This is a genomic window from Marinagarivorans cellulosilyticus (genome assembly GCF_021655555.1).
Lineage (GTDB): Bacteria > Pseudomonadota > Gammaproteobacteria > Pseudomonadales > Cellvibrionaceae > Marinagarivorans > Marinagarivorans cellulosilyticus.
Window position 1 is genome coordinate 3722862 of the sequence record NZ_AP023086.1, and the last position, 24288, is coordinate 3747149.

The following is a 24288-nucleotide window of genomic DNA, read 5'->3' on the forward strand; positions in this document are numbered from 1 at the left end:
AGGTTTGATCAGTATCAGGCCTTAGGAATTTATGATCATGAAAAAATTAATTATCACAGCACTCACGACACTAACCTTTGTTTTAAGCAGCTTTGTTTTAAGTACGTATGTTCACGCAGCCGAAGAACACAATCACGACCATCAACATGAAAAAATTGGAAACCATAAAAAACACCACGCTGAAGGCGACCACGAGGAACATAAGAACCACGTCGATCACAAAAAGAGTCCCACCAAAGATGATCACGATGAAGATCATGACCACCACGATCACGCCGATGACCATGCGAATAAAAAAACAAAGGAGAATAAATAATGAAGGACTTAACTACTTTATTTTCTTATTTAAAACCTAAAAGCAAAACACCTTTTTCAGGCGTGCTGATTGCTTTTGTATTTCTGCTAAATGCACTGTCATTAAACGCCTGGTCGGAGGGTGACCACGACCATGAACATGAAGCCAATGAACAACATGAACCACACCATGAAGACGGTGACCATGATAAGCATGAAGATCATGTTGATCACGATGAAGACGATCATGATCATGATGAACATGGTCACGGGAATGACGGAGAAGATGAGCACGGACACGGCGATGAAAATAGCAGCCGCATCGATAGCGACATGGCGCAACAAGTGGGCATCGTTACCGCAAGCGCCGGCTCACAAGAACTCCACCAAACCATCACTATTTACGGTAACTTGGTCTCGGGGCCAGAACAACTGAGTCATGTACGCGCACGTTTTGAAGGCCTGGTTAAGTCTGTTCAAGTCACCATTGGTGATACAGTAAAAACCGGTGATGTGTTGGCAGAAATTGAATCCAATGAAAGCCTCAAGGTATACAAAATACGCTCACCGATTTCTGGCCGTGTTGTTCAACGACACGCCAACAGCGGTGAAGTGACTCAGGATCAAATTCTATTTTCTATCGCCAACTTTGACACTGTTTGGGCAGAGCTGCGCGTTTATCCTGCGCAACAATCCTCGGTCGCAGAAGGTCAGTCCGTGCATGTTTTGACAACCAACGGACGCGTTGAGTCTAGGGTAAAACATGTAGTGCCGTCGATGGACTCCCCTTATCAATTGGCGCGGGTCAAGCTGGACAATAGCAAGCACGCCTTATCTCCAGGCTTGATGGTGGAAGCCCAATTAGAGATTGGTCGCTTTTCCGTATCCCTTGCCGTTGCGAAAGATGCCGTCCAAAACCTAGGCGGACGCCAAGGCGTATTTGTTAAACATGGCAACGAATACACCTTTACACCCCTTGTTCTAGGTCGTGGAGACGATCACTTTTATGAAGTCATCGATGGCCTTGAGAGTAGCGCTGAGTACGTCAGTCAAAACAGCTATTTAATTAAAGCCGATATCGAAAAATCCGAAGCTGAACACGAACACTAAGGGGCGCACCATGATTGAATCTACATTGCGCTTAGCTATTGAGCGGCGCCTACTGTTTTTATGTTCTATTTTACTCATTGTCGGTGTCGGCGTATGGAGCTATCAAAAACTTCCTATTGATGCAGTACCCGATATCACCAATGTTCAGGTACAAATTAATACCGCAGCTCCGGGTTACTCACCATTGGAATCGGAACAACGCATTACCTATCCGGTGGAGACTGCGCTGGCCGGCTTACCCAATCTTTCCTACACGCGATCATTGTCACGTTATGGTTTGTCACAAGTTACGGTCGTGTTTGAAGAAGGCACTGATATCTATTTTGCCCGCAACCTGATTAACGCTCGACTGGGTGCGATCAAAAGTGTCTTACCGCCTGGGCTCGAACCGGAAATGGGACCGATCTCCACCGGCCTGGGTGAGATATTTATGTACACCGTGCAAGCCAAATCTGATGCCCGGATGGCCAATGGTGAACCCTACACCGCAACCGCATTGCGAGAAATTCAGGACTGGATTATCAAACCTCAGCTTGCACAGGTGAAAGGCGTCATTGAAGTTAACAGTATTGGTGGCTACAACAAGCAATACCACGTAATGCCTGATCCCGCTAAATTGCTGCTCTATAAAGTCAGCGTTGAAGAAGTCGTGCAAGCTTTACAAGCTAACAATGACAATCGCGGTGCAGGCTATATCGAACGCAATGGCCAGCAACTTTTAGTGCGCTCTCCTGGCCAGCTTGCAACAAGCGAGGACATCGGCAATGTCATCATTACTGAACATGACAGCGTGCCGATTAAAATCAAGGATATCGCTGAGATCGGAATTGGTAAAGAGCTGCGCACTGGTGCCGCAACACGCGATGGTGTGGAAACCGTGTTAGGTACTGCCATGATGCTCATCGGTGCTAACTCCCGTACGGTTGCTCAGGATGTGGCAACTAAACTCGATGCTATACAAGCTTCGTTACCGAAAGGTGTGGTGGCGGAAGCCGTTTACGATCGCACCGCGCTGGTTGATAAGGCCATTGCCACCGTATCCAAAAACCTGATGGAAGGCGCGCTTCTAGTCGTCGTGGTGCTGTTTCTCTTGCTAGGGAATATGCGGGCTGCATTAATTACTGCAGCGGTAATTCCGTTAGCCATGTTGATGACCATCACTGGCATGGTGAAAACCGGCGTGTCGGCCAATCTTATGAGTTTGGGAGCCCTCGATTTCGGATTGATTGTTGATGGTGCGGTGATCATTGTTGAAAACTGTGTTCGCCGTTTGGCCGAAGCTCAGCATGCGAATGGCAGACTGCAAGATTTACGCGAACGTCTAAACACAGTATTCGAGGCCACATCCGAGGTGATTCGCCCAAGTCTGTTTGGCGTGGCCATTATTACCATCGTTTACATCCCGATATTCAGCCTAACCGGCGTTGAAGGAAAGATGTTCCACCCTATGGCTGCAACTGTGGTGATGGCCTTATTGTCTGCCATGGTGCTGTCGTTAACGGTGGTGCCTGCTGCTGTTGCGGTATTTATGAATGGCAAAATCAGTGAAAAAGAAAGCATCGTTATCAGCAAAGCAAAATCTGTCTACAAACCCTTGCTTAACCTCGCTTTGAAATTTCGCTGGGCAGTGGTGAGCTTTGCCTCAGTACTCGTTGTGTTTTGTTTATGGTTAGCTTCCACTTTAGGCTCAGAATTTATCCCTCAATTAAACGAGGGGGACATCGCACTGCATGCCATGCGTATTCCAGGTACCGGTCTCGAACAAGCCGTAGAAATGCAGGAAATCCTCGAACAGAGAATCAAATCCTTTCCTGAAGTGGATAAGGTATTTGCACGTATCGGTACTGCCGAGGTAGCTACTGACCCAATGCCACCGAACGTTGCCGATAATTTTGTGACATTGAAGCCACGAAGTGAATGGCCAAATCCCGCCAAAACGAAAACCGAACTCGTTGAGGAAATAGAGCGTTCTGTGGAGAAGCTACCGGGAAATAACTATGAGTTTACCCAGCCGATTCAAATGCGCTTTAACGAGCTGATTTCGGGTGTGCGTGCGGATCTGGGCATCAAGGTGTTTGGCGACGACTTGGACCAACTCGTCATAACGGCCAACGATATCCTAGGCATCGTTAACGCAATTGAAGGCGCGGCCGATGCTCGGGTTGAGCAAGTAACTGGGTTACCTACGCTTTCCGTGATACCGAATCGCACTGCCTTGGGCCGATACGGATTAAATGTTGCCGAACTTCAGGATTGGGTGTCTGCCGCCATCGGTGGCGAATCCGCCGGCATTATCTACGAGGGTGATCGACGTTTTGAATTGGTGGTTCGCTTACCGGAAACAACGCGTCGCGATATCGACCGTTTAAAATTTCTACCGGTACCACTCCCCAATGGAGATTACGTACCACTCGAAGAAGTCGCAACCTTGGATATTTCACCTGCGCCCGCGCAAATAAGTCGCGAGAACGGTAAGCGCCGAGTTGTGGTCACTGCTAACGTCCGCGGTCGCGACCTGGGCAGTTTCGTGAAAGAAGTGCAAGCCAGCATCCGTGAACAAGCGGATATCCCACCGGGATATTGGTTAGATTATGGCGGCACCTTTGAACAACTGGAGTCTGCAAGTCAACGTTTGTCTATCGTAGTACCTATTACTCTCTTGGTGATACTCGGTATTCTCGTTATGGCCTTCGCCTCACTTAAAGATGCCTTGATTATTTTTAGTGGCGTGCCGCTAGCGTTAACCGGGGGCGTCTTGTCGCTATATCTTCGAGATATGCCTTTGTCCATCTCGGCGGGTATTGGCTTTATTGCGCTCTCGGGCGTCGCCGTACTTAATGGCTTAGTTATGCTCGCCTTTGTTCGCGACCTCTGGCATGAAAAAGGCGACTTAATTTTGGCCGTTACCGAAGGCGCAATGATTCGTTTGCGGCCCGTCCTGATGACTGCGTTGGTTGCGAGTCTGGGTTTTGTGCCGATGGCACTTAATACGGGTACCGGCGCGGAAGTTCAGCGACCCCTTGCCACTGTGGTGATCGGCGGCATTATCTCATCAACACTGTTAACGCTACTCGTTTTACCAGTGTTGTATCACTGGCTGCATAAAAACGAAAAAGTGAATCAATAACAATGGAGGAGCCCCTTCTGTGTGAGGGGCCAAACTTATGCAAAATACCATTATCGTTTTTTTGGGCATTTACTTTATTTGCTTCTTTGGGTTCGCCGTTGTATTCAGAAATTTTATTGTTGCAAAAAGAACGGGCGTTAACGCCTTTAAACTTAATCAAAAGGCAGGAGCCGAATCGATTACGGGGTGGTACTTTAAATTTCTACCTCTTGTTTCCATTCTGGTTTTTATTCTCTATAGCTTTCTGCCAAACCTATATCAATCTATCGGGCCGATTGACCTGATGAACCATGCCGCTATTCAGTGGATGGGAATGGGAATAATGGTTGTTTCGCTAGTTTGGGTACTGGCGGCACAATCTCAAATGGGCGCGTCATGGAGAATCGGAATTGATCATGACGCAAAGACAGCGTTTGTCCAAAAAGGTTTATTTAAATATTCACGAAACCCTATTTTTGTCGGGGTGATTTTCATTTCTTTCGGTTTTTTTCTGTTACTCCCCAATCCAATTACGCTAACAATACTTGCCCTTGATATCGCGTTAATTCAAATACAAGTCGCCATGGAAGAAGAGTATTTAACAAAGCAACACGGGGATTCATATAGTGAGTATTGCCAACATGTTCGTCGCTGGCTATAGGTGAAATACCATGCACAATCATGCGTACCACAACTACGAACAACACAATGAAAGTACATCCAGAATAGCCTGGGCATTTTTCCTGAATGTCAGCTTTACGATCATCGAATTTATTGGGGGATGGCTGACCAACAGCACCGCAATCATGGCTGATGCGGTTCATGACCTAGGGGATAGCTTATCGATTGGTCTCGCTTGGATACTGGGTAACCTGAGCGAAAGAGAGTCCACCTCAAGGTTTAGCTACGGTTATCGAAGATTTTCCTTATTGGGCGCACTCATTAATGGAATCGTATTAATTATCGGTTCAATTTGGGTTTTATCTGAAGCAATTCCCAAACTCCTTAACCCCGAAATGCCGGTTATCGAAGGTATGTTCGGCTTGGCCGTCCTAGGGGTTACCGTCAATGGCTATGCAGCGTTTAAACTCTCCAAAGGTAAGTCACTTAATGAGCAGATGCTGAATTGGCACTTACTGGAAGATGTTCTAGGCTGGGTAGCCGTACTGGTAGTCTCAGTCATTTTGATGTTTATCGAGTGGCCCATACTCGATCCTATTCTTTCCATTGCTTTTACGATTTTTATATTAATCAACGTTCTTCGTAATTTATGGGCCACAACTAAACTGTTTCTTCAGGCGACGCCAAATGATGATACGGCCAATACTATTCGTGAATCACTACTGAGTTTTGCGGAAGTCAAAGAGATTCACCATCTACATTTTTGGTCGCTTGACGGGGAACACCATGTCATGACCGCGCATTTAGAATTGAGTAAGCTAATCGAACCAACCCGTCAACTCCAATTAAAAACCGAGATTGCTGACCGCCTATCGGGATTTGGGTTAGAGCACACAACCATCGAGCTGGAGTTCCCCAATGAACCCTGCAGAGACCAATAAATTATGACCAGAACAATCAGCCGCCTTGCTAAAGAGCTGGGTATTAATATTGAGACCATTCGTTTTTATGAACGCAAAGGCTTAATCCAACAACCACTAAAGCCAACAACCGGGTACCGCCACTACCCGAATGAGACGGTCAATCGAATCCATTTTATTAAGCGTGCACAGGAACTAGGATTTACCCTTGATGAAATCGTGCACTTGCTTAGCTTGGAAGACTCGCCGTGCAGCGAGGTCCAAACACTTGCAAACAAAAAGCTTGAAAAAGTGCAGTCCAAAATACTCGATTTACGACGCTTAGAAAATGCACTTGAAGCACTACTCTCTCAATGTCATGAGAATGACGACAAAAGCCATTGCCCCATCATCGATTCATTACAACCCCCGCTATAGCCTTGACTCCGTACCTATGTACGGAGCATACACTTAAGGTAATTCAACCTGAATAGGGGCAAGCGGTGCTCAAAAACAAATCACTTTGGTCAATATTGGCGGGTCTTGGCGCCGCTATCGGCGCTAGCCTTTGCTGTGCTGGACCACTGATATTATTGTCGGTGGGTGTGAGTGGCGCTTGGATCGCCAACCTGGCTAGCCTAGAGCCCTACCGCCCCCTATTTGTCGCCACCGTCATTGTGTTATTTGGCTGGGCAGGCTGGCAATTATTCAAACCAGGCTCAACAGGGAGCGGTGATTGTAAACCAGGGGAAGCATGCGCGATTCCTGAAACACAGAGAAATCGCAAGATCCTATTTGTCGTATCACTAATTGCTGCTATTGGTTTTGTGGCAAGCCCATACTGGATTCCACTATTTGTATAAAAAGGTACCCACATGAAAAAGTTGACCGTCTTTTTATTAAGCGTATTTTCGATCAGCGGCGCATTTGCAGAAGAACAGCTAGTTGAGCTGAGCCTTCCCTCCATGAATTGCGCGGTATGCCCGATCACAATAAAAAAAGCTTTGGAAAAAGTTGAAGGTGTACATTTTGTTGAGGTCACCTACAAAACCAAGCTTGCGACAGTGAAGTTCGAAAACACGGTCACCTCTATTGATGACTTAATCTCAGTAACCACCAATGCGGGCTTTCCATCTACCCTAAAGTCGGAAGCGTCTAATGACTAAGCCACTTGTGACTGACTCAGAAATCACGTGTCCAGAATGCGGCTTTAAGAAAGTGGAAACGATGCCAACGGATGCTTGCCAGTGGTTTTATGAGTGTGAGTCGTGCCACGCGGTGTTAAGCCCCAAGCCAGGAGACTGCTGCGTGTACTGCTCTTATGGAACGGTTCAATGTCCGCCGATTCAATCAAATAAGTCATGCTGTAACTAACAGATCGAGTATCCATCAGAAGTATGATTATCAAACCTCTTGATTCAAGTTCAGCTTCCACTTTATTTAATGCTGATCGTCCCTTTGTACATTTGCATTTGGCAATGAAAGGCGTATTCACCTGCACCTAATGGCGGGATATGGATTTTTGTTGGCTTGTTGAGTGGCAAGGTTTCGCTGATTTCCAGCTGAGGGATCATGAGCGTTTCCGCACAAGGTGATGCATCTTTGCGTAAAAACGTTATGTCATGAGTATCGTTACTATCCATCAAAATATGGGACGGTTTATACACGCCGTTTTCGACAACGACCACCAAGTCATCATCACCCATCTGCTCGGCTTGGGGTTTGTACAACCAAAACCACCAAATAATAAGCGCAATTAAAATCACGCCGGCTATATTGATTATTAACATCTGAACGCTCCTCAGTGTTGCTGTGTATTAGTGTTCTTGGGCTTTAAATAAACGCAATCGATTGGCGTTGCTCACGACCGTGAGTGACGAGAACGCCATGGCCGCCCCCGCAATAACCGGGTTCATCAGAATGCCAAGCACGGGATAGAGAATACCGGCCGCTACCGGCACACCGGCGACGTTATAGACAAAGGCGCCGAACAAGTTTTGCTTGATATTTCTCAGGGTGGCTTTACTCACAGCAATGGCATCCGCCAGCCCATGAAGTGAACCCCGCATCAGCGTGATATCGGCACTTTCAATGGCGACGTCAGTGCCAGTGCCGATGGCAAATCCCACATTGGCTAAGGCCAACGCTGGGGCATCATTGATACCGTCCCCCGTCATGCCCACGACTTCCCCGGCCATTTGAAGCTCTTGTACTTTCTTGGCTTTATCCTCCGGCAACACTTCGGCCACAAACTCTGATATGCCCACCTTTTTCGCTACAGCTTTGGCGGTATCGCGGTTATCCCCCGTGAGCATGATGACGCGAATACCGTTTTTCTGCAGTCGCTGAATTGCCGAGATGGAGTCTTCTTTAATGGGATCGGCGACCGCGATAATGCCGGCCAACTTGCCATCAATTGCGAAGTACATGGGCGTTTTCGCGTCAGCCGCCAACGACTGTGCCTTTTGAACAAAATCGTCTCCCGCCACATTCAAGGTGACGTCCCGTTCATGCATAAGCTTTTCATTACCAAATAACACGCGACGGCCGTCGACTTCAGCCTCGACACCTCTTGCGGTAATCGCGTTAAAGGACGACGCCTTACTTAACTCAATCGCTTTTTCTTGTGCGGTTTCCATAATGGCCAGCGCTAATGGGTGTTCCGAACCCGCTTCAACACTGGCGGCTAATTGCAGCACTTCGAGCTCCGTTCGCCCACTCACGACGACAACATCGGTTACCTTCGGTGAGCCCAGGGTAATCGTGCCGGTTTTATCGAGAATCATGGCGGTAATTTTGGAAGCGGTTTGCAAGGCTTCGCCATTACGAATTAATACTCCGGCCTCCGCCGCTTTACCTACACCGACCATCACCGACATGGGCGTCGCTAATCCCAAAGCACAAGGGCAAGCGATAATGAGTACCGTGGTTGCCGACACGATGGCAAAAGCGATGGCTGGCGTTGGGCCAAAATTGAGCCAAGCTAAGGCACTGATGACAGCAGTAATCATGACGACCGGCACAAAAAACGCTGAAATAACATCGGCCAATCGGCCAATCGGTGGCTTGGAATTTTGGGCGCGCTTCACCATATTAATGATCTGAGCCAACGCCGTGTCTTTTCCTACCCGCGTTGCTCGAAATACAATACTGCCGGTTTTATTGAGTGTGCCGGCGACCACTTCATCACCCTTAGCTTTTTCCACGGGCATGGGCTCACCCGTCAGCATGGATTCATCAATGGCAGTGTGTCCCTCGACCACCTCGCCGTCGACGGGGATTTTTTCGCCGGGGCGGACGCGCACTAGGTCATCCAGCAGCACGTGCTCAATGGGCAAATCCATCTCTTTATCATCACGAATGACGCGCGCCGTTTTCGCCTGCAAGCCGATCAAACGCTTAATGGCTTCACTGGTACGGCCTCTCGCTTTTATCTCCAGTGCCAGGCCTAAATCTATCAAGCCGATAATGATGGCGGTGGCTTCAAAATAGACGTGCCGGGCTTGCGCTGGCACCGCTTCCGGAAAAAACACCACCACCATGGAATACAGCCAAGCGGTACCAGTCCCCAACGCAATTAATGTATCCATGTTGGCGGAATGATTGAGAAATGATTTCCAGGCACCCACAAAGAAATGACGCCCACTGGCGAGTAGGACACCTAGCGTCAAAATACCAATAATCAGCCACACAATACGTTCGGTCGTGGTATTGACACTCATCTCTCCGGTGATCAGAGCGTAGGCCATCAACGGCGCACCCAGAGCCAAAGCAATCCAGGTCTCTCGCATCAATTTTTTGTAGTATGCGAGATCGGCTTGTTCTTTTTCGTCCAACTCATCGGTATCTGTCTCAGCAGAGCTGACTTTGGCGTTGTACCCTGCACGCTCTATTGCCTGGACCAATACGTCACTGGGTGCTGTACCAGAAACACTGACGGTACGTTGCGCAAAGTTCATCTCAGCATGCTGCACCCCGGATACCGCTTTGAGCGCACCTTCGATTTTGCCGACACAACTAGCACATCCCGCACCGTCGATAATGAGCTCTGTAACAACGCAGCTCACTGGTTGTGCCACGCTTGGTTTTTCTGGGTGTTCGGAATGACAATGGCTGTCAGTAACAGTGGATTCACTCATTGCGTTCGCCTCCTGTGGTGTTTTTTGGTAAAGTTTTCAATCAAATGGCAAATCATATGTCCGGTGGGTTCTTCATCCGGCAAACCACTCCACTCGCGCACAGCGGTGCGCATACGATTACGGAGTTCTTCGGTGGCTTTAAATTGCGCTTCGGTTTCCATCAGGCGTTGCTCAATCAGCATTCTCACTACTGGGCAAGGCGCGTTTTGTTTATCCGCCACCGCCAATATTTCGCCGATGTCATTGACCGTAAAACCGAGTGCCCTCGCGCTCAAAATAAAACGCATACGAGCCTGATCTTTAGGGCTGTACTCTTTGTAGCCGTTCGCAGGGCTCTTGGTCGGCGACAAATAGCCCTTCCGGGTATAGAACCGCACCGTTTCAGCGCTGACTTTAAGCATCTTGGCTAAATCTTTGACTCGCATGACGTCACCTGTTTAATCCAAATATTTCAGCTTAGACCCAGGTGTTAAACCTAGGTCTAATCGTTACCACTCACGATAAACCTGTGTCCAACACACAGGTCAAGCCTTATTGATTATGCTTTTCACCCTCCATAGTCATTTTGTGGTGTTTATGGCTCTTTTTTTCTTTGCTTGCATCGACAAGGTCCTCTTGTTTTTCACGGTTAGCGTGTTCACGATGGGTTTTCCCTTGCATCTGAACACCATTGCGCATGGAGTGTTTGCTGACCGTTTGCTTGTCGCTATCACTCGGTGCTGCTTCGTTTTTCTGTTTTTCCATGTATTGCTGGTGCGTCGCTTCTGGCATGGTGGCTTTATGGTGCTTATGCGTTGCTTTGTCTTCAGCAAACGCCAGCGAAGCGTACCCTACAGCCAACGTGGTCAATGACAGAATGGCGAAATGGTTAATGTGTTTTTTCATGATGCTTATTCCTGTATTTTTTTCGTTAATTAAGTGAATTAAAATGTTGATAGATAATCAGCCAAGGCTTCAATCTCTTCATCCGATAACGGCATTTTTGGCATCGGCGAGGCCGGATTATTAAATTGAGGGTTTTTTAATTTCTGAAGAAAAAACGTTTTTCCTTTATCCGCTATTGTCGTGTCCAAAGCAGGCCCCACTGTCCCACCTTTCCCGTTAACACTGTGGCAACCCTGGCAACTGTATTTGTTGAACAGTGCTTCACCATTTAAAACGTGGGCTCCCTCTTTAGCGCTAGCGCTTTTGGTCTCACCCTTTTTCACGAGAGTAATGAACGCCATCACGGCATCGGTTTCTTTGCCAGTTAAGTGCGCTTTTTCACGCATGTGCGGCATAATGACGGCCCACTCTTGCAATGAAAATTCATCAAGTGAACGTGCGTTATGGCATCGGGCACAATTGTTGTTGAACACTTCCGCGCCGTTGATCGGTGAGGGTTCAGCGCTTACCCAAGATGCGCTAAACATCAATAAAAACAGGATCGACCAGGAAGCTGGTGATAAAGGAGTGCGATTTATAAGTTGTTTCATAGTGGTCTCTCCTAGAAGCCATAGCTCAATTGAATGGCAAAACGTTGATCGTCTTCTCCCTCTTCGAGATCGGTATCGTCATAGGCAACTTTGATCACCGAGCGGGCATCCAACCAGTAATTCACTCCGACCATCCAACGACTGGCTTTTGCCAGCTTATTGGTTTCGGCGTACTCGAGTACCAACTCCGTACCCGAAAGCGATGGCCAAAGTTTTCCCGTTTGAAAAGTGCTCTGCAGATACCAGCCATCGCGTTTGAAGGTATGAATTTCACTCTCGCCTTCTTCTTCCTCGCGCCCATCCGTTTGCGTTTCGATGTACTCTCCGCGCAGCAGGTAATGTGAGCCAATCAGATTGATATCGATACCCTGGGCACGAAAGTCCAATGACTCCTCTTCGTCGTAGCTAGCGCTATAGTAAGATGCGCCGAGTTCGAGGCCCGGCAGCATGGCGTAAGCGACGCGACCACCAAATGCCTTGTCTTTATTGTTGTCACCACTGGTGGCCTCAAAGGCAAGTTCAGGCAGCTCAGCGTGATCACTCTCTTCCTCTTGATGCTCATCCTCAACCGGCTCTTCGGCATGATCGTCGGCCTCCACTCCAGGACCATTGGTACTGTAGAGATCGATAAATATCTTTTGATGGCCACCCAAAACAATGGTTTGCTGAACAGCGACGCCAACATCACTCAATATCGGTAACAATGCCTCCATTGCCTGGTTGCTGCCGTGCGATCCATAAATACCAGGGGTCCACGGCGAACGATTGATCCAGCTTGGGTGAATGTTTGGCCCGAATTGACCAAAAGGAACCAAAAACTTACCGGCTGTGAGCGTGGTGGTATCAGTAAGAAAATAATGCAAATCGGCGTATTCCAGTTCAACTTCGGTTTCGCCTTCTGCATTTAGACTGATCTCCGTTTCAGCTTCGACATGAATTTTGTCACTTAGACTAAATAAAAATATCGGCACGAAACGTGCGCTATAAGCACTACTGTCCTGAAGCTCGCTGGTTTCGTATTTCACTTCACCGTAACCGCTAAGTACGAATCGCGCGCTATCAATTTCACTGGCATTTGCAGCTGATAACGAAGACGCAGCGACGGTTATCGCCGCCAAATATTTAACAGGCATTGAATATCTCCCCTTACATGCCGGCGCAATATTGCACATGCACAAAAAAATGAAAAAATAATATTGGTATAAAGAGGGAGGGTAAAAATGTTGTCGCGTCAGCTTCACATGCCGCGGTAAACACATGCACGGGAAGAGGTTTTATTTTCCAGATAACATTTTTGGAAACGACAGACGGATTTGCCCTAGGTTAGGCAAAAATGGGAGGACGAATAAGAGACTGATCGTGTGCAGCCAATACATAAGTGTAATGAGCTGTAGGTTCAAAGACAGAAAAGCTTTTAAGCATTACCCCGAGCCCCATGTGGGTTACGGCATGGCACTGACAATGGCTCATATCTCCATTTAAACAGGGGCTGCAGTCATGCGTGGACATCACTTTTGTAGCAGCGTGATGGTCATGCGCTGACGTTTCGTGAGTGTCAATGCTATGATGCTTTTCTTGCACCATTTGGCCTAGGTTGTTTTCAATGGAAGCATGATCATGAGAACTATGATCATGCGAATCGTTTGCAGGTGAACAAGCAAACGCAAGCGATAGTAGGGGCTGGCTGAGCAGCACCCAGACTAACACTATCGCTTTAAATCGCTTGCTTGTCATAGTCTCACCAAGAATATTAGCTTTCGCTATTGTAAACGGTATTATCTCAATTTTGAGCTTTCATTATATTGGCTTAAGTCAATCAGATTAGACCTAGGAGTTATTTTTAGCCTTGCATAAAACCAACTCAAGCATGTGTTTTAAAATCAATCGCCATTCATCTCTGTAGAAACGGAACCCACAAAATATCTCAAACCTTTTCGGCACACCAATAAATCTAAGCGAATGAACATCGAAGATGTATTACTCTATTCGCGAATAGTTCCCCGTATAGGAAAACAACGACATTTTCCCCAGTGTAAATATCAGTGCGAGTGACCACTATGGCCGCCACTATCTCTTGGCGTATAACCTGTAGTTCCACAAGCGCTCAATGTACCAACAATCCCTAAAATCATAAGCCCCAATAAAATATATTTTTTCATCGTATTCTCAATTGATTAATAATGTTATCGCGACATTGCACCGTCACGCTATTTTACGCTATCCAATAGTTTGTTTACTTGCTTAAGAAAACGATCGCTTGATTTTAATGTACGATCCAGCTCCTTAAAATAATCTATCTCCGAATCTTTATTTATGCACCGGCGCATGGAAGAGTCCGACGCAAGCTCGTTTCGCAACAAGAGCAATCTCGATCGAATTGAATTTAGCTGATCCTCCAAATTATTTTTCATCTCCCTAGAACCATCCCCAGGGTCAAAATCTGATTGATATGCATTTAGGTGTTCCGTACTCTTCCTTAATTCACGATTCGGATCTTCGCCATTGTGTGCATAAGCTGCCCCAGAAGAAACTATTAAAAATAGGGCTATTGGTATTAATTTCAATCTCTCTTTCATGATAATGCTCATTGTTCTTAAAAAATGGCTACCCAAACCAGCAACTAAGCGGATAGCTAATATCAGGAGATGGAGTCATCTTTAATGATGCCCATCACTTTTCACTTTGTTCTCGTGCGGTAATTATTTGGTATTGCTCTGCACTTAGATCAGGTAAGCGCTGAAGAAATGCCACCATTGACCAAATGCGCTCATCGTCATGGCCTGGTCCCCAAGCAGGCATTCCCGATGCCTTAATACCATGTTTGATTATCCAAAATTGACGCGATGCTGTTTCCGCTTCACTTAGTTCATGCGAGTGACCATGCTCGTCATTTTTATTGCTTAGGTTCGGCGGTTTTGGATACAACCCCATACTGAAATCAGATTGAACTTTTCCGGGCTTCAAGTGACAGCTAGCGCACATGTCGTTGTAATCTGCTCCGCCGGCCAGCAAGCGATCGGGATCACTCAAATTGCTTGGAGGGACAATATCTTTCGCCGCTCGACTAATCGACTGCTCTCGCAATGTCTCCAGCAACCAATAGGTTAATTTATTATGTGGAACGTCTGCCCCCATCGGATATATTCCCGAATATATAAATACAACACCGCCAATAAAAACAGCAAAGAAAAATATTGCAGTGTATTTAATGATTTTCATAGATATCTCTTTTTATACAAATAAACAGCCATGCGATCTAATTATCCGAAAAATATAAACGGCCTAAAAAATTATTCAAACAGGTCAGTGGGTGCCATTCTCATGGGATGACGATTCATCACTTTTATTAGATAAATCTTCTTGATGATCATGAACATGGTTTTCGTTGGCTTCGCCAGCACCCTTTGTACTGTTCGATTGGTCATGTTTCATCTTACCCATACACTTTTTCATCATCGCTAGCATAACAGGATCATTCATATCCATTTTACTGTGGTCCATTTTTTCCATTGGTGCACAATCTAGCTTTGCAGCTTGTTCCATATGCTCTTTCGGATCGTGCGCTAACGTGGACACTGTGTACAACGTACTTGAAAATATTAGACATAATGTGACGATGTTCTTTTTCATTTTTTAAATCCTCTAATTAAAAATATTGCTTACTTTTTTACAACTAAAGCCAAAAACGCAAGCCCGCGATATAACGTGTTTCAGAGCTTGCCTCACCAGCAGAGCGTACAAAGTCGGCTGTATTGCCAAACATTTTTGTTCGTTCAACGCCGACATACGGTGCAAACTGTCGAGAAAATTCATAACGCAACCGTACACCGAATGCTGATGAAGAAAGGCCTTGCCCAACACCGTTGAATTCATCGTCTTTACCGTAGCCGGTTATTTCAGCGCGAGGCTGAAGTATCAGTCGCTGTGTAAGCATCAACTCGTATTCGGCCTCTACAGCGAGCGCGGTTCTACCATCAACATCAACGTAGCCCACCACATCCAACTCAAACCAATAAGGCGCTAAACCTTGTACTCCGACGGCCAGCCATTGTCTGGACTCGCCCTCTTCAGCACTGTCAACTCGAACGCCTATTTGGGTATCCCAAAAAGTGGATGTTGCATGACTCCAAAGAATATCTGTTTGACTTTCTTTTAGTGTACCCCTGTCAATATCACCCTCCGCCTTAACAACCAATCGATCGTAAGTTGTGCCGACCCAAGCTTGCACATCATAAAGACTTGCTTCACTGTCGTATTCAAATCGATTGGCGAGAAGCGATTTGAATACATGTTCATCAGCGAGTTTTAATTGTCGTGGTCCCTTCAGCGCATACGGCCCCTCGGTGAGTGTGTATCCTCCAGAATGCGCGTGAGGATCACGGGTATTGGAAACATTACGCTCCATATTCATTTCGCTAGCCATTGTTCCGGTAGCACCACTCGAATGCTGCTTGGGTGCCTCCGTCGTTTCTTCAGCCGCAGGTTCACTTTCATGGCCCATTTTACTGTGGTCCATTTCTTCTTCGTCCTCTTTTTCCTGATTCATTGCATCATGGCCCGAATGTTCTTGAGCGAGAAGCAGCGGACTTAATAACGATAAAGCTCCCACGAGAAAAGACGTTTTAATGATTACTTTAATTTTCATGGTACTCATGACACCACCACTTCGCGGAACATGCCTGCATCCATATGAAAAAGTAGGTGACAGTGCCATGCCCAACGCCCGAGATCGTGCGGTGTCGTTACGAAGCTTATCCTCTGAGCTGGCTGAACAGGAATCGTGTGTCTGCGAACCAGCGGCTCACCTTTATCGTTTTCCAGATCACTCCACATTCCGTGCAAATGCATTGGGTGGGTCATCATGGTGTCGTTTTGCAAAATGACGCGCACGCGTTGACGGTGCTTCAGATGCACCGGCGTGCTTTTGCCGAACTCTAAGCCGTCAAAGGACCAGCTATAGCGCTCCATATTACCGGTGAGATGCAGTTCGATTTCACGCTCGGGTATGCCACTATCAAGAATGCCATCGCGCGATCTCAGGTCGGATAGCGTCAGCACTCGCCGACCATTATTACGTAAACCAACGCCCGGATCGTCGAGGCTGGTGCGAGGCATATCCACACGCATATCGACAGAAGGACCAAATTCCGTGCTGGCATGACGCACGGTTTGTGAGGGCATTGCTAAAGGGTTTTGATGTGTGGAATGAACGCTGTGGTCCATCGCCATGCCACCGTGATTCATACCCGGCATGGAATGACCCATCGCCGCGTGATCCATCGCAGCGCCGTCATCACCGTGAGACATCGAACCCATCATATCCTTCATCTCAAGCCACTCAACGGGGTCGAGGTCTGGAATTTCTGCGCTAAGGCCTCGCTCGGTCGCTAATGTTCCACGCGCATACCCTGTTCTATCCATGCTCTGTGCAAAAACCGTATACGCATCGTCTTTAGGCTCCACCAAAACATCATAAGTTTCACCGGGACCAAAACGAAATTCGTCAACGCTGACTGGTTCGACATTTTGCCCATCTGCTTGCACAACCGTCATTGCCAACCCTGGAATACGAACATCGTAAAAGCTGTTGCTCGCGGCGTTAATAAACCGCAGCCGAATTCGCTCGCCCTTCTTGAAAAGACCGGTCCAATTTCCGGCAGGTGTGGTGCCATTCATCAGATACGTCAGTGTTGATGCGGATAGGTCGGCCAAATCCGTAGGATTCATACGCATTTGATTCCACATCCGTCGCTTTTGCATGGCGTCTTTTATCCCGCCATTTGAAGCGTCACGTAGAAAATCTATAACCGTTGGCTGGTTGAAATTATAAACGTCACCCTGGATTTTCAATTTACTGAAGACCCGCATCGGGTCCTCATCAGTCCAGTCGGATAGCTGCACCACATAATCCTGGTCTGATTGAATGACTTCTTTTTCACGGGGCTCAATAATCAGGGCACCATACATCCCTGTCATCTCCTGGAACCCACTATGAGAGTGATACCAATATGTACCACTTTGCTGGAGCGTGAACCGATAGACAAACGTTTCACCCGGCGCAATACCTCTAAAACTGATGCCCGGAACGCCATCCATCTGAAACGGAAGAATAATCCCATGCCAGTGAATCGATGTAGGCACTGATAGTCGGTTTGTTACGCGAATCGTGACGTCATCCCCTTCACGCAGACGGATCGTTGGCGCAGGAATTGACCCATTAATTGTAGTGGCTAGACGAGTCACACCCGTGAAATTCACCGGCGACTGCCCAACCACTAAATCTATCTCGGAACCTTGTAATACAGGTGCAGAACCTGAGCGAGTGTGGGGCGACAACTCCCCAGCCTGCAAAACACTTGGCATTGCCGCCAGGACGCCGCCAAGCGCTAGTCCCTTAACAAAGCGCCGACGTGGCAACATAAGGTCAGTCATATCGGAATCACTCATACATCACTCTCGAACTAAACAATGCTATACACCATACTGCTTCAAGGCTTTCACACACATGACCCAAAGATGACAATTCTGTAATCTTGCCGTCACCTTGTTGTTGGTTAGATTTGACATACTATATGCTTGGGATATTGAGGAGCGGCATGCGACTTTTAATAGTAGAAGATGAACAAAAGACTGGCGATTACCTGAAACAAGGATTGAGTGAAGCTGGGTTCCTCGTGTCGCTTGCGAGGACTGGACTCGATGGACATCATTTGGCTATGACTGAAGAATTCGACCTTTTGATTCTTGATGTCATGCTTCCGGACGTGGATGGTTGGCGAATTCTTCAGTCAATACGCGAATCGGGGCAAAAGACACCCGTGCTTTTTCTGTCAGCCCGAGACAATGTCGACGACCGAGTTAAAGGATTAGAGCTTGGCGCAGATGACTATTTGGTTAAACCCTTTGCCTTTGTAGAAGTTTTGGCGAGAGTTCGTACACTGCTGCGTCGAGGTCAAGCTCCTGCAATAGTGGATCAGCTTCAAATTGGCGATTTAATACTGGATATTCCTCGACGACGCGTTACACGACAAGGAAAGAAAGTTAACTTAAGTCACAAAGAGTTTTGCTTGCTGGAATTATTGGTTCGCCGACAAGGTGAGGTACTCACGCGCTCACTCATCGCCTCCCAAGTGTGGGACATGAACTTTGATAGTGACACGAACGTGATTGATGTCGCCATTCGCCGCTTACGCAAGAAAGTGGACGAAGGTTTTGACGTTAAGCTTATCCATACCATAAGAGGAATGGGCTACACCCTAGACTTGGAACACAATGATGACTAGCCGTTCACGACGACCGCTCTCTCTGACGCTGCGCGTGCTGTTTTTTGTTGCTACCGCATTTGGTGTAAGCCTAGCAGTGATCAGCCAATTATTACTTTCTTCCATAGAGCATCATTTCATCGAACAAGATGCGGGCGAAATTAATGTGATGGTTAACTCGATTAAAAAAGCACTTCACCAATCGCCCACTGACACACTCAAGAATCAAGAAGCACTCTCTCAAGCGATATCCGGACATCATGGCGTTTATTATCAAGTCGAACGTAATGGCGTCGTGCATTACAGTTCATCAGACATAGATTTTCGTCCGCCGACCACGGACTTTCCTGTGGTAAAAAATATTACGGCAAGCACCATGCAAACATGGAGAAATAAGGATAGAGGGTATCGAGGCATCGTGACTCTGATAACCATCGACAAAAACCAATATCGTATTACCAGTGCTATCGATCGAGATTTTCACCAAGGCTTTCTCAAAAAATTTACGCAAAGTGTCGCGTTGATTCTATTTGGCGCCGGTATTCTTACTTTATTCGCGGCTTGGCTGGGCGTTCATCAAGGGCTGAAGCCTCTACGAGGACTAAGTGATCAAGTGGATTTTATCCAGACCGATAAATTAGATTCTCGGCTCGATATGCACTCAGTCCCTGTAGAGTTGAAACCGCTAGTTCAATCGTTTAACCATATGTTAACGCGTATTGAAGAGGGGTTTATTCGACTATCCTACTTCTCTGCTGATATCGCCCATGAATTAAGGACACCGCTGACCAATATTGTGACACAAACGCAAGTGGGGTTAAGTAAAGAAAGAAGAGCTGAAGACTACCAAGAACTACTGTATTCTAACCTCGAAGACATGGAGCGACTGAGCAAAATGGTGAGCGATATGCTGTGGCTTGCCAAAAGTGAAAACGGACTAATTACCCCAACCTTCGGGCCAATCAATCTCCAACAAGAAGTTCAGTCGCTTTTCGATTTTTTCGAAGCGCTCGCAGAAGATACTCACATCACCTTGGCGATCTCTGGCGACGCCTCCAACATATCGGGTGACCGAGAATTATTACGACGAGCATTGACCAACTTACTATCGAACGCCATTCGGCATACGCCAGCAGGAAAAACTATTCACGTAACTCTCGTTGATACTGACAACGATATGGTGAGCATTTCGGTCACGAATGAAGGCAGTACGATTTTAACGGAACATTTGGAGTGTATTTTTGATCGATTTTATCGTGTCGACCCTTCTCGACAACGACACGGTGACGGTACAGGGTTAGGACTCGCCATTGTTAGAACCATCGTTGAAGCTCACAAGGGTGTAATTCACGCACAATCCAATAGCCATTCCACGACATTTACCATACATCTTCCCGTCGATGGCCTTTCTCACTAAAATAAATCAAAAGGACAAAATATGTCTCAAGAAACTGAACGATCAAGTCATTATAAATCGGATAGTTTGTCTTTATGGGGCACTGCAATACGTCAATGATCGGCGCGGGTATTTTAGCGCTTACCGGTCAGATCGCCGAGATGACCGGCCCACTTTTTCCATTGGCCTTTCTGGCCGCAGGCGCCTATTCCTACATTAAGATATCGTCTGCTTACCCCTCCGCCGGAGGCATAGGCATGTATATTCATATAGCTTATGGTCACAGTTTGCCCACGGCCTTCAATGCACTATTAATGTACTTTTCAATGGTGATTGCTCAAAGTTTTCTCGCACGAACATGCGGTTCATATAGCATGCCTGCAACAATTACGATTCTTACCCGAAAACCAAGACAGAACGACACTTAACCCCGAAGTCACAAAGTTAAGTGCAGCCACAAACTACTTATTTTTCTGCGATATCGTATATTTTCACATCCCCATCCAGCACTTTTGCTGTAGCGTAATGTTCATTTACTATAGTTAATATTTTTACGGTCCCGACTTCGACTAGCTCGTAATCCGACTCTCCGTCTTCGACCACATCTTTTCTAAACGTTGATCGCACAACACGAAACACATCCCCCTCACTCGCGCCTTCTCGACTGCCGATACACATCGTTATTTTCCCATCTTCAACATCCACAATCTGACCTTTCATTAGGGCTTTATGATAGGTCTGCGAGCTACATGCGCCCAATGCAATAATAACGACTAAAACCACACTTGAAAGTAACATTTTATTTTTCATTTATTCATTTCCTTTTTTTGTTAAAAACTAGCTAGGTGCATAGTTAAATGCACCTAGCTTGGTTGCTACGAGACACGTTTTTTCCACATAAAATAAACTGCGGGCAAAACTAGTAGTGTTAAAAATACAGCGCTCACCATACCGCCGACCATCGGTGCTGCAATACGGCTCATTACTTCTGAACCTGTGCCGCTCCCATATAAAATTGGGAGCAAGCCTACAATCACAGCCGCTGCAGTCATCATTACCGGTCGAACACGAAGTCCTGCTCCATCGGTAACAGCCTGACGCAGCTCATCCAAGGACAAAGTCTCTCTATCTGACTGTTCTTTAGCACGATGCCATGCTTGATTGAGGTACACCAACATGATTACACTTATTTCCACGGCTACGCCTGCTAGTGCAATAAAACCAACCCCTACCGCAATGGAAAAGTTGAAGTTTTCCCAGTACATGAGCCAAATACTGCCAATCAATGCAAAGGGTAGGGTGCCCATTAAAATTGCGACCTCAATAAAACTTCGGAAGTTTATAAACAGCAAAATGGCAATAATGGCCAACGTCAAAGGAATAACGTAATTTAATTTTTCTTTGGCTCTTTCCATATATTCAAATTGACCCGACCAACCCACTGAATACCCCGCGGGCAAATCAAGTTGTTCTGCTACGATTTTTTGAGCATTTACGACGTAGGTGCCGACATCGATGCCATCAATATCAACGAACGTCCACCCATTGATCCGGGCGTTTTCACTTTTAATTCCTGGAGGTCCGTCGGCAATGTTGACATCAGCAACATCACCCAAGGCAATCCTCTCACCTCTGGCGGTGACAATAGGAAGCAAAGCAAGTTGCTGTGGAGAATCCCGATAGGACTGGGGGTATCGTATATTGACTGGATAGCGTTCAAGCCCTTCTACCGTTTGGGTAACGTTCATACCACCAATAGCGGATGCAATAACTTCCTGCACATCAGCGATATTCAATCCATAACGAGCCGCTTTAGCGCGATCAATATCCACATTAAGATATCGTCCGCCAGCAACACGCTCAGAGTAGACCGACGCTGTGCCTTCTACATCTTTGAGTATCACCTCTAACTGCTTGCCGATATCTTGGATAACCGATAAATTCGGACCGGCGATTTTTATTCCCACGGGGGTTTTAATACCGGTTGCCAGCATGTCAATGCGGGTTTTAATGGGCATTACCCAAGCGTTTGTAACACCGGGTAGTTTTACTAGAGCATCAAGTTCCTTTTTCAACGATTCGGTAGTGACCCCGTCGCGCCATTCACTTTGTGGCTTTAGTTGTATGAACGTTTCAATCATCGTCAGTGGAGCGGGATCAGTAGCGGAATCTGCTCGCCCTATTTTCCCAAATACTGTTTTAACTTCCGGCACGCTCGCGATTAATTTGTCGGTTTGCTGCAACAGCTCTCGGGCTTTACCAATTGAAATACCGGGGTAAGTGGTGGGCATGTACATCAAATCCCCCTCATCCAATGGCGGGATAAATTCACTGCCGATCTTTCCGAGCGGCCACATCACTGTAGAAAGGAGCAATACAGCGATAACCAGCGTCATTTTCGGAAAAGTGAGGACCTTTTTCAGTACTGGTATATAGACGGCCGTAAGAAAACGATTGATCGGGTTCTTATGTTCGGGCAATACTCGGCCCCGAATAAAGTAGCCCATGAGAACAGGGACCAAAGTGATTGCGAGTGCAGCCGACGCCGCCATGGCATAAGTCTTGGTAAATGCCAGCGGACTAAACATCCGACCTTCTTGCGCCTCAAGCGTAAACACTGGGACAAAACTCACCGTAATAATGAGCAAACTAAAAAATAAAGCGGGACCGACTTCTGACGCGGATTCAGACACAATTTGCCAGCGGTTTTCGTTTGTCAGTGGTGTTTTTTCCATATGTTTGTGCATATTTTCAATCATGACGATAGCACCATCGATCATCGCGCCAATGGCAATCGCGATCCCTCCGAGCGACATGATATTGGCGTTAATGCCTTGAGCGTGCATGATGATAAACGCCGTCAAAATACCCACCGGCAAACTGAATATTGCCACCAGGGATGAGCGAATATGAAAAAGGAAGGCCATACATACGAGCGCGACAACAACAAACTCTTCAAGAAGCTTATGCCATAGGTTTTCAACCGCACGCTCAATCAAACCGGAGCGATCGTACACCGTGACAACCTCTACGCCTTCAGGCAAGCCTTGTTTCAATTGCTCGAGCTTAGCTTTGACACCATCGATGGTGGTCTGGGCGTTTTCACCAAAACGCATGACCACAACACCACCTACTGTTTCACCCTCGCCATTGAGTTCGGCAATTCCTCTGCGCATTTGCGGTCCGAGACCGATATCCGCAACGTCCTTCAAAAGTAATGGAGTGCCATTTTCATTGACACCCAACGGAATGTTGGCCAAATCCTCTTCACTCTGTAAGTAGCCCGAGGCACGCACCATGTACTCGGCTTCAGCCATTTCAACGACCGATGCACCGACCTCTTGGTTTGCCCGTTTAATCGCCATCTGAATATGAGACAAGGGAATACCAAAAGCCCGTAATTTCTCTGGGTTTACTGTCACCTGGTATTGCTTGACCATACCTCCAACGGCCGCGACTTCTGAAACACCCGGCACCGTCTGAAGTTCGTATTTTAAAAACCAATCCTGCAAACTTCGCAGCTGGCTCAGGTCGTGTTTTCCCGTTCGATCAATAAGTGAGTAGATATAGACCCAGCCCACACCAGTGGCATCAGGGCCTAGTTGAGGTTTCGCCGCTGGGGGTAACGAGGGCGCTACCTGACTCAGATATTCCAAGACGCGGCTTCTCGCCCAGTAAAGATCCGTTTGCTCATCAAAAATGATGTAAACATATGAATCGCCAAAAAAAGAGTAACCTCGTACCGTCACGGCGCCAGGTACCGACAACATGGCCGTCGTGAGCGGGTAAGTCACCTGATCTTCAACCACCTGAGGCGCCTGCCCAGGATAAGACGTTTTGATAATGACCTGTACGTCACTAAGGTCGGGAATCGCATCCACAGGCGTACGCTTTAAAGAAAATAACCCGACCCCAACGAGTATGGCGGTCGCCAGTAAGACAAAAAAACGATTGCCAACGGACCAACGAATAATGGATTCAATCAT

The 24288-nt window shown here is 46.9% G+C and carries 25 protein-coding genes; 11 read left to right on the top strand and 14 right to left on the bottom strand.

Going from position 1 to position 24288, the window contains the following annotated elements; all coding sequences use genetic code 11:
• The first annotated feature begins 37 nt into the window (after window positions 1-37).
• The 9 genes from MARGE09_RS14965 to MARGE09_RS21640 all read left to right on the top strand — a co-directional run bounded on the left by MARGE09_RS14965 (window position 38) and on the right by MARGE09_RS21640 (window position 7404).
• Window positions 38-316: a hypothetical protein gene (locus MARGE09_RS14965; protein ID WP_236983182.1), complete on the top strand. Its 279-nt coding sequence runs from the start codon at window positions 38-40 to the stop codon at window positions 314-316.
• Window positions 316-1404: an efflux RND transporter periplasmic adaptor subunit gene (locus MARGE09_RS14970; protein ID WP_236983183.1), complete on the top strand. Its 1089-nt coding sequence runs from the start codon at window positions 316-318 to the stop codon at window positions 1402-1404. Before MARGE09_RS14965 ends, MARGE09_RS14970 begins: the two co-directional genes overlap by 1 nt.
• Before the next feature lie 10 nt (window positions 1405-1414).
• Complete coding sequence (locus MARGE09_RS14975) at window positions 1415-4531, top strand: efflux RND transporter permease subunit (RefSeq protein ID WP_236983184.1); 3117 nt, start codon at window positions 1415-1417, stop codon at window positions 4529-4531.
• A gap of 37 nt (window positions 4532-4568) precedes the next feature.
• A complete protein-coding gene (locus MARGE09_RS14980; protein WP_236983185.1) occupies window positions 4569-5171 on the top strand; it encodes a methyltransferase family protein in 603 nt (200 codons plus the stop codon).
• 10 nt (window positions 5172-5181) lie between these two features.
• Entirely contained in the window at window positions 5182-6072 is an 891-nt protein-coding gene (locus tag MARGE09_RS14985; RefSeq protein ID WP_236983186.1) for a cation diffusion facilitator family transporter, read from the top strand.
• A gap of 3 nt (window positions 6073-6075) precedes the next feature.
• Window positions 6076-6468 (top strand): Hg(II)-responsive transcriptional regulator, encoded by a 393-nt coding sequence (merR, locus tag MARGE09_RS14990; RefSeq protein WP_236983187.1) that lies wholly within the window; start codon window positions 6076-6078, stop codon window positions 6466-6468.
• Between the two features lie 65 nt (window positions 6469-6533).
• Window positions 6534-6893, top strand: coding sequence for a mercuric transporter MerT family protein (locus MARGE09_RS14995; RefSeq protein WP_236983188.1), 360 nt, complete (start codon window positions 6534-6536; stop codon window positions 6891-6893).
• A 12-nt stretch (window positions 6894-6905) separates the two neighbouring features.
• Window positions 6906-7196, top strand: a complete 291-nt coding sequence (gene merP / locus MARGE09_RS15000; protein WP_236983190.1) for a mercury resistance system periplasmic binding protein MerP — start codon at window positions 6906-6908, stop codon at window positions 7194-7196.
• Complete coding sequence (locus tag MARGE09_RS21640; RefSeq protein ID WP_275068724.1) at window positions 7189-7404, top strand: GDCCVxC domain-containing (seleno)protein; 216 nt, start codon at window positions 7189-7191, stop codon at window positions 7402-7404. Before merP ends, MARGE09_RS21640 begins: the two co-directional genes overlap by 8 nt.
• A gap of 62 nt (window positions 7405-7466) precedes the next feature.
• On the opposite strand, the gene MARGE09_RS15005 is transcribed toward MARGE09_RS21640, so the two are convergent.
• The 12 genes from MARGE09_RS15005 to MARGE09_RS15060 all read right to left on the bottom strand — a co-directional run bounded on the left by MARGE09_RS15005 (window position 7467) and on the right by MARGE09_RS15060 (window position 18091).
• Window positions 7467-7820, bottom strand: a complete 354-nt coding sequence (locus tag MARGE09_RS15005) for a cupredoxin domain-containing protein (RefSeq protein WP_236983192.1) — start codon at window positions 7818-7820, stop codon at window positions 7467-7469.
• Between the two features lie 27 nt (window positions 7821-7847).
• Window positions 7848-10169 (bottom strand): heavy metal translocating P-type ATPase, encoded by a 2322-nt coding sequence (locus MARGE09_RS15010; protein WP_476703458.1) that lies wholly within the window; start codon window positions 10167-10169, stop codon window positions 7848-7850.
• Window positions 10166-10594, bottom strand: a complete 429-nt coding sequence (locus MARGE09_RS15015) for a MerR family transcriptional regulator (RefSeq protein WP_236983194.1) — start codon at window positions 10592-10594, stop codon at window positions 10166-10168. Before MARGE09_RS15015 ends, MARGE09_RS15010 begins: the two co-directional genes overlap by 4 nt.
• 106 nt (window positions 10595-10700) lie before the next feature.
• Complete coding sequence (locus MARGE09_RS15020) at window positions 10701-11054, bottom strand: hypothetical protein (protein ID WP_075186835.1); 354 nt, start codon at window positions 11052-11054, stop codon at window positions 10701-10703.
• A 38-nt stretch (window positions 11055-11092) separates the two neighbouring features.
• Window positions 11093-11644 (bottom strand): c-type cytochrome, encoded by a 552-nt coding sequence (locus MARGE09_RS15025; protein WP_075186834.1) that lies wholly within the window; start codon window positions 11642-11644, stop codon window positions 11093-11095.
• Window positions 11645-11655: 11 nt separating this feature from the next.
• Complete coding sequence (locus tag MARGE09_RS15030) at window positions 11656-12777, bottom strand: porin (protein ID WP_236983202.1); 1122 nt, start codon at window positions 12775-12777, stop codon at window positions 11656-11658.
• A 190-nt stretch (window positions 12778-12967) separates the two neighbouring features.
• Window positions 12968-13378: a hypothetical protein gene (locus tag MARGE09_RS15035; protein ID WP_236983208.1), complete on the bottom strand. Its 411-nt coding sequence runs from the start codon at window positions 13376-13378 to the stop codon at window positions 12968-12970.
• 473 nt (window positions 13379-13851) lie between these two features.
• Window positions 13852-14220, bottom strand: a complete 369-nt coding sequence (locus tag MARGE09_RS15040) for a hypothetical protein (RefSeq protein WP_236983209.1) — start codon at window positions 14218-14220, stop codon at window positions 13852-13854.
• 94 nt (window positions 14221-14314) lie between these two features.
• Window positions 14315-14863: a c-type cytochrome gene (locus tag MARGE09_RS15045; RefSeq protein ID WP_236983210.1), complete on the bottom strand. Its 549-nt coding sequence runs from the start codon at window positions 14861-14863 to the stop codon at window positions 14315-14317.
• A gap of 84 nt (window positions 14864-14947) precedes the next feature.
• The gene (locus tag MARGE09_RS15050; protein ID WP_236983211.1) at window positions 14948-15274 is read right to left on the bottom strand and encodes a hypothetical protein; all 327 of its coding nucleotides are present in this window, start codon (window positions 15272-15274) and stop codon (window positions 14948-14950) included.
• 43 nt (window positions 15275-15317) lie between these two features.
• Entirely contained in the window at window positions 15318-16298 is a 981-nt protein-coding gene (locus MARGE09_RS15055) for a copper resistance protein B (RefSeq protein WP_255711652.1), read from the bottom strand.
• Window positions 16295-18091, bottom strand: a complete 1797-nt coding sequence (locus tag MARGE09_RS15060) for a copper resistance system multicopper oxidase (RefSeq protein ID WP_015486861.1) — start codon at window positions 18089-18091, stop codon at window positions 16295-16297. Before MARGE09_RS15060 ends, MARGE09_RS15055 begins: the two co-directional genes overlap by 4 nt.
• 149 nt (window positions 18092-18240) lie before the next feature.
• On the opposite strand from MARGE09_RS15060, the gene MARGE09_RS15065 reads away from it, so the two are divergent.
• Together MARGE09_RS15065 and MARGE09_RS15070 are read left to right on the top strand one after the other, a co-directional pair.
• Window positions 18241-18927 carry a heavy metal response regulator transcription factor gene (locus MARGE09_RS15065; RefSeq protein WP_236983212.1) on the top strand — a complete coding sequence of 229 codons (687 nt, stop codon included), beginning with the start codon at window positions 18241-18243 and terminating at the stop codon, window positions 18925-18927.
• Window positions 18920-20323, top strand: coding sequence for a heavy metal sensor histidine kinase (locus MARGE09_RS15070; protein ID WP_236987384.1), 1404 nt, complete (start codon window positions 18920-18922; stop codon window positions 20321-20323). The genes MARGE09_RS15065 and MARGE09_RS15070 overlap by 8 nt, the downstream gene beginning before the upstream one ends.
• Window positions 20324-20767: 444 nt before the next feature.
• Here MARGE09_RS15070 and MARGE09_RS15075 read toward each other — a convergent pair whose 3' ends face one another.
• Both MARGE09_RS15075 and MARGE09_RS15080 read right to left on the bottom strand, forming a co-directional pair.
• Window positions 20768-21112 carry a hypothetical protein gene (locus MARGE09_RS15075; RefSeq protein WP_236983214.1) on the bottom strand — a complete coding sequence of 115 codons (345 nt, stop codon included), beginning with the start codon at window positions 21110-21112 and terminating at the stop codon, window positions 20768-20770.
• A 65-nt stretch (window positions 21113-21177) separates the two neighbouring features.
• Window positions 21178-24288 carry an efflux RND transporter permease subunit gene (locus tag MARGE09_RS15080; protein ID WP_236983216.1) on the bottom strand — a complete coding sequence of 1037 codons (3111 nt, stop codon included), beginning with the start codon at window positions 24286-24288 and terminating at the stop codon, window positions 21178-21180.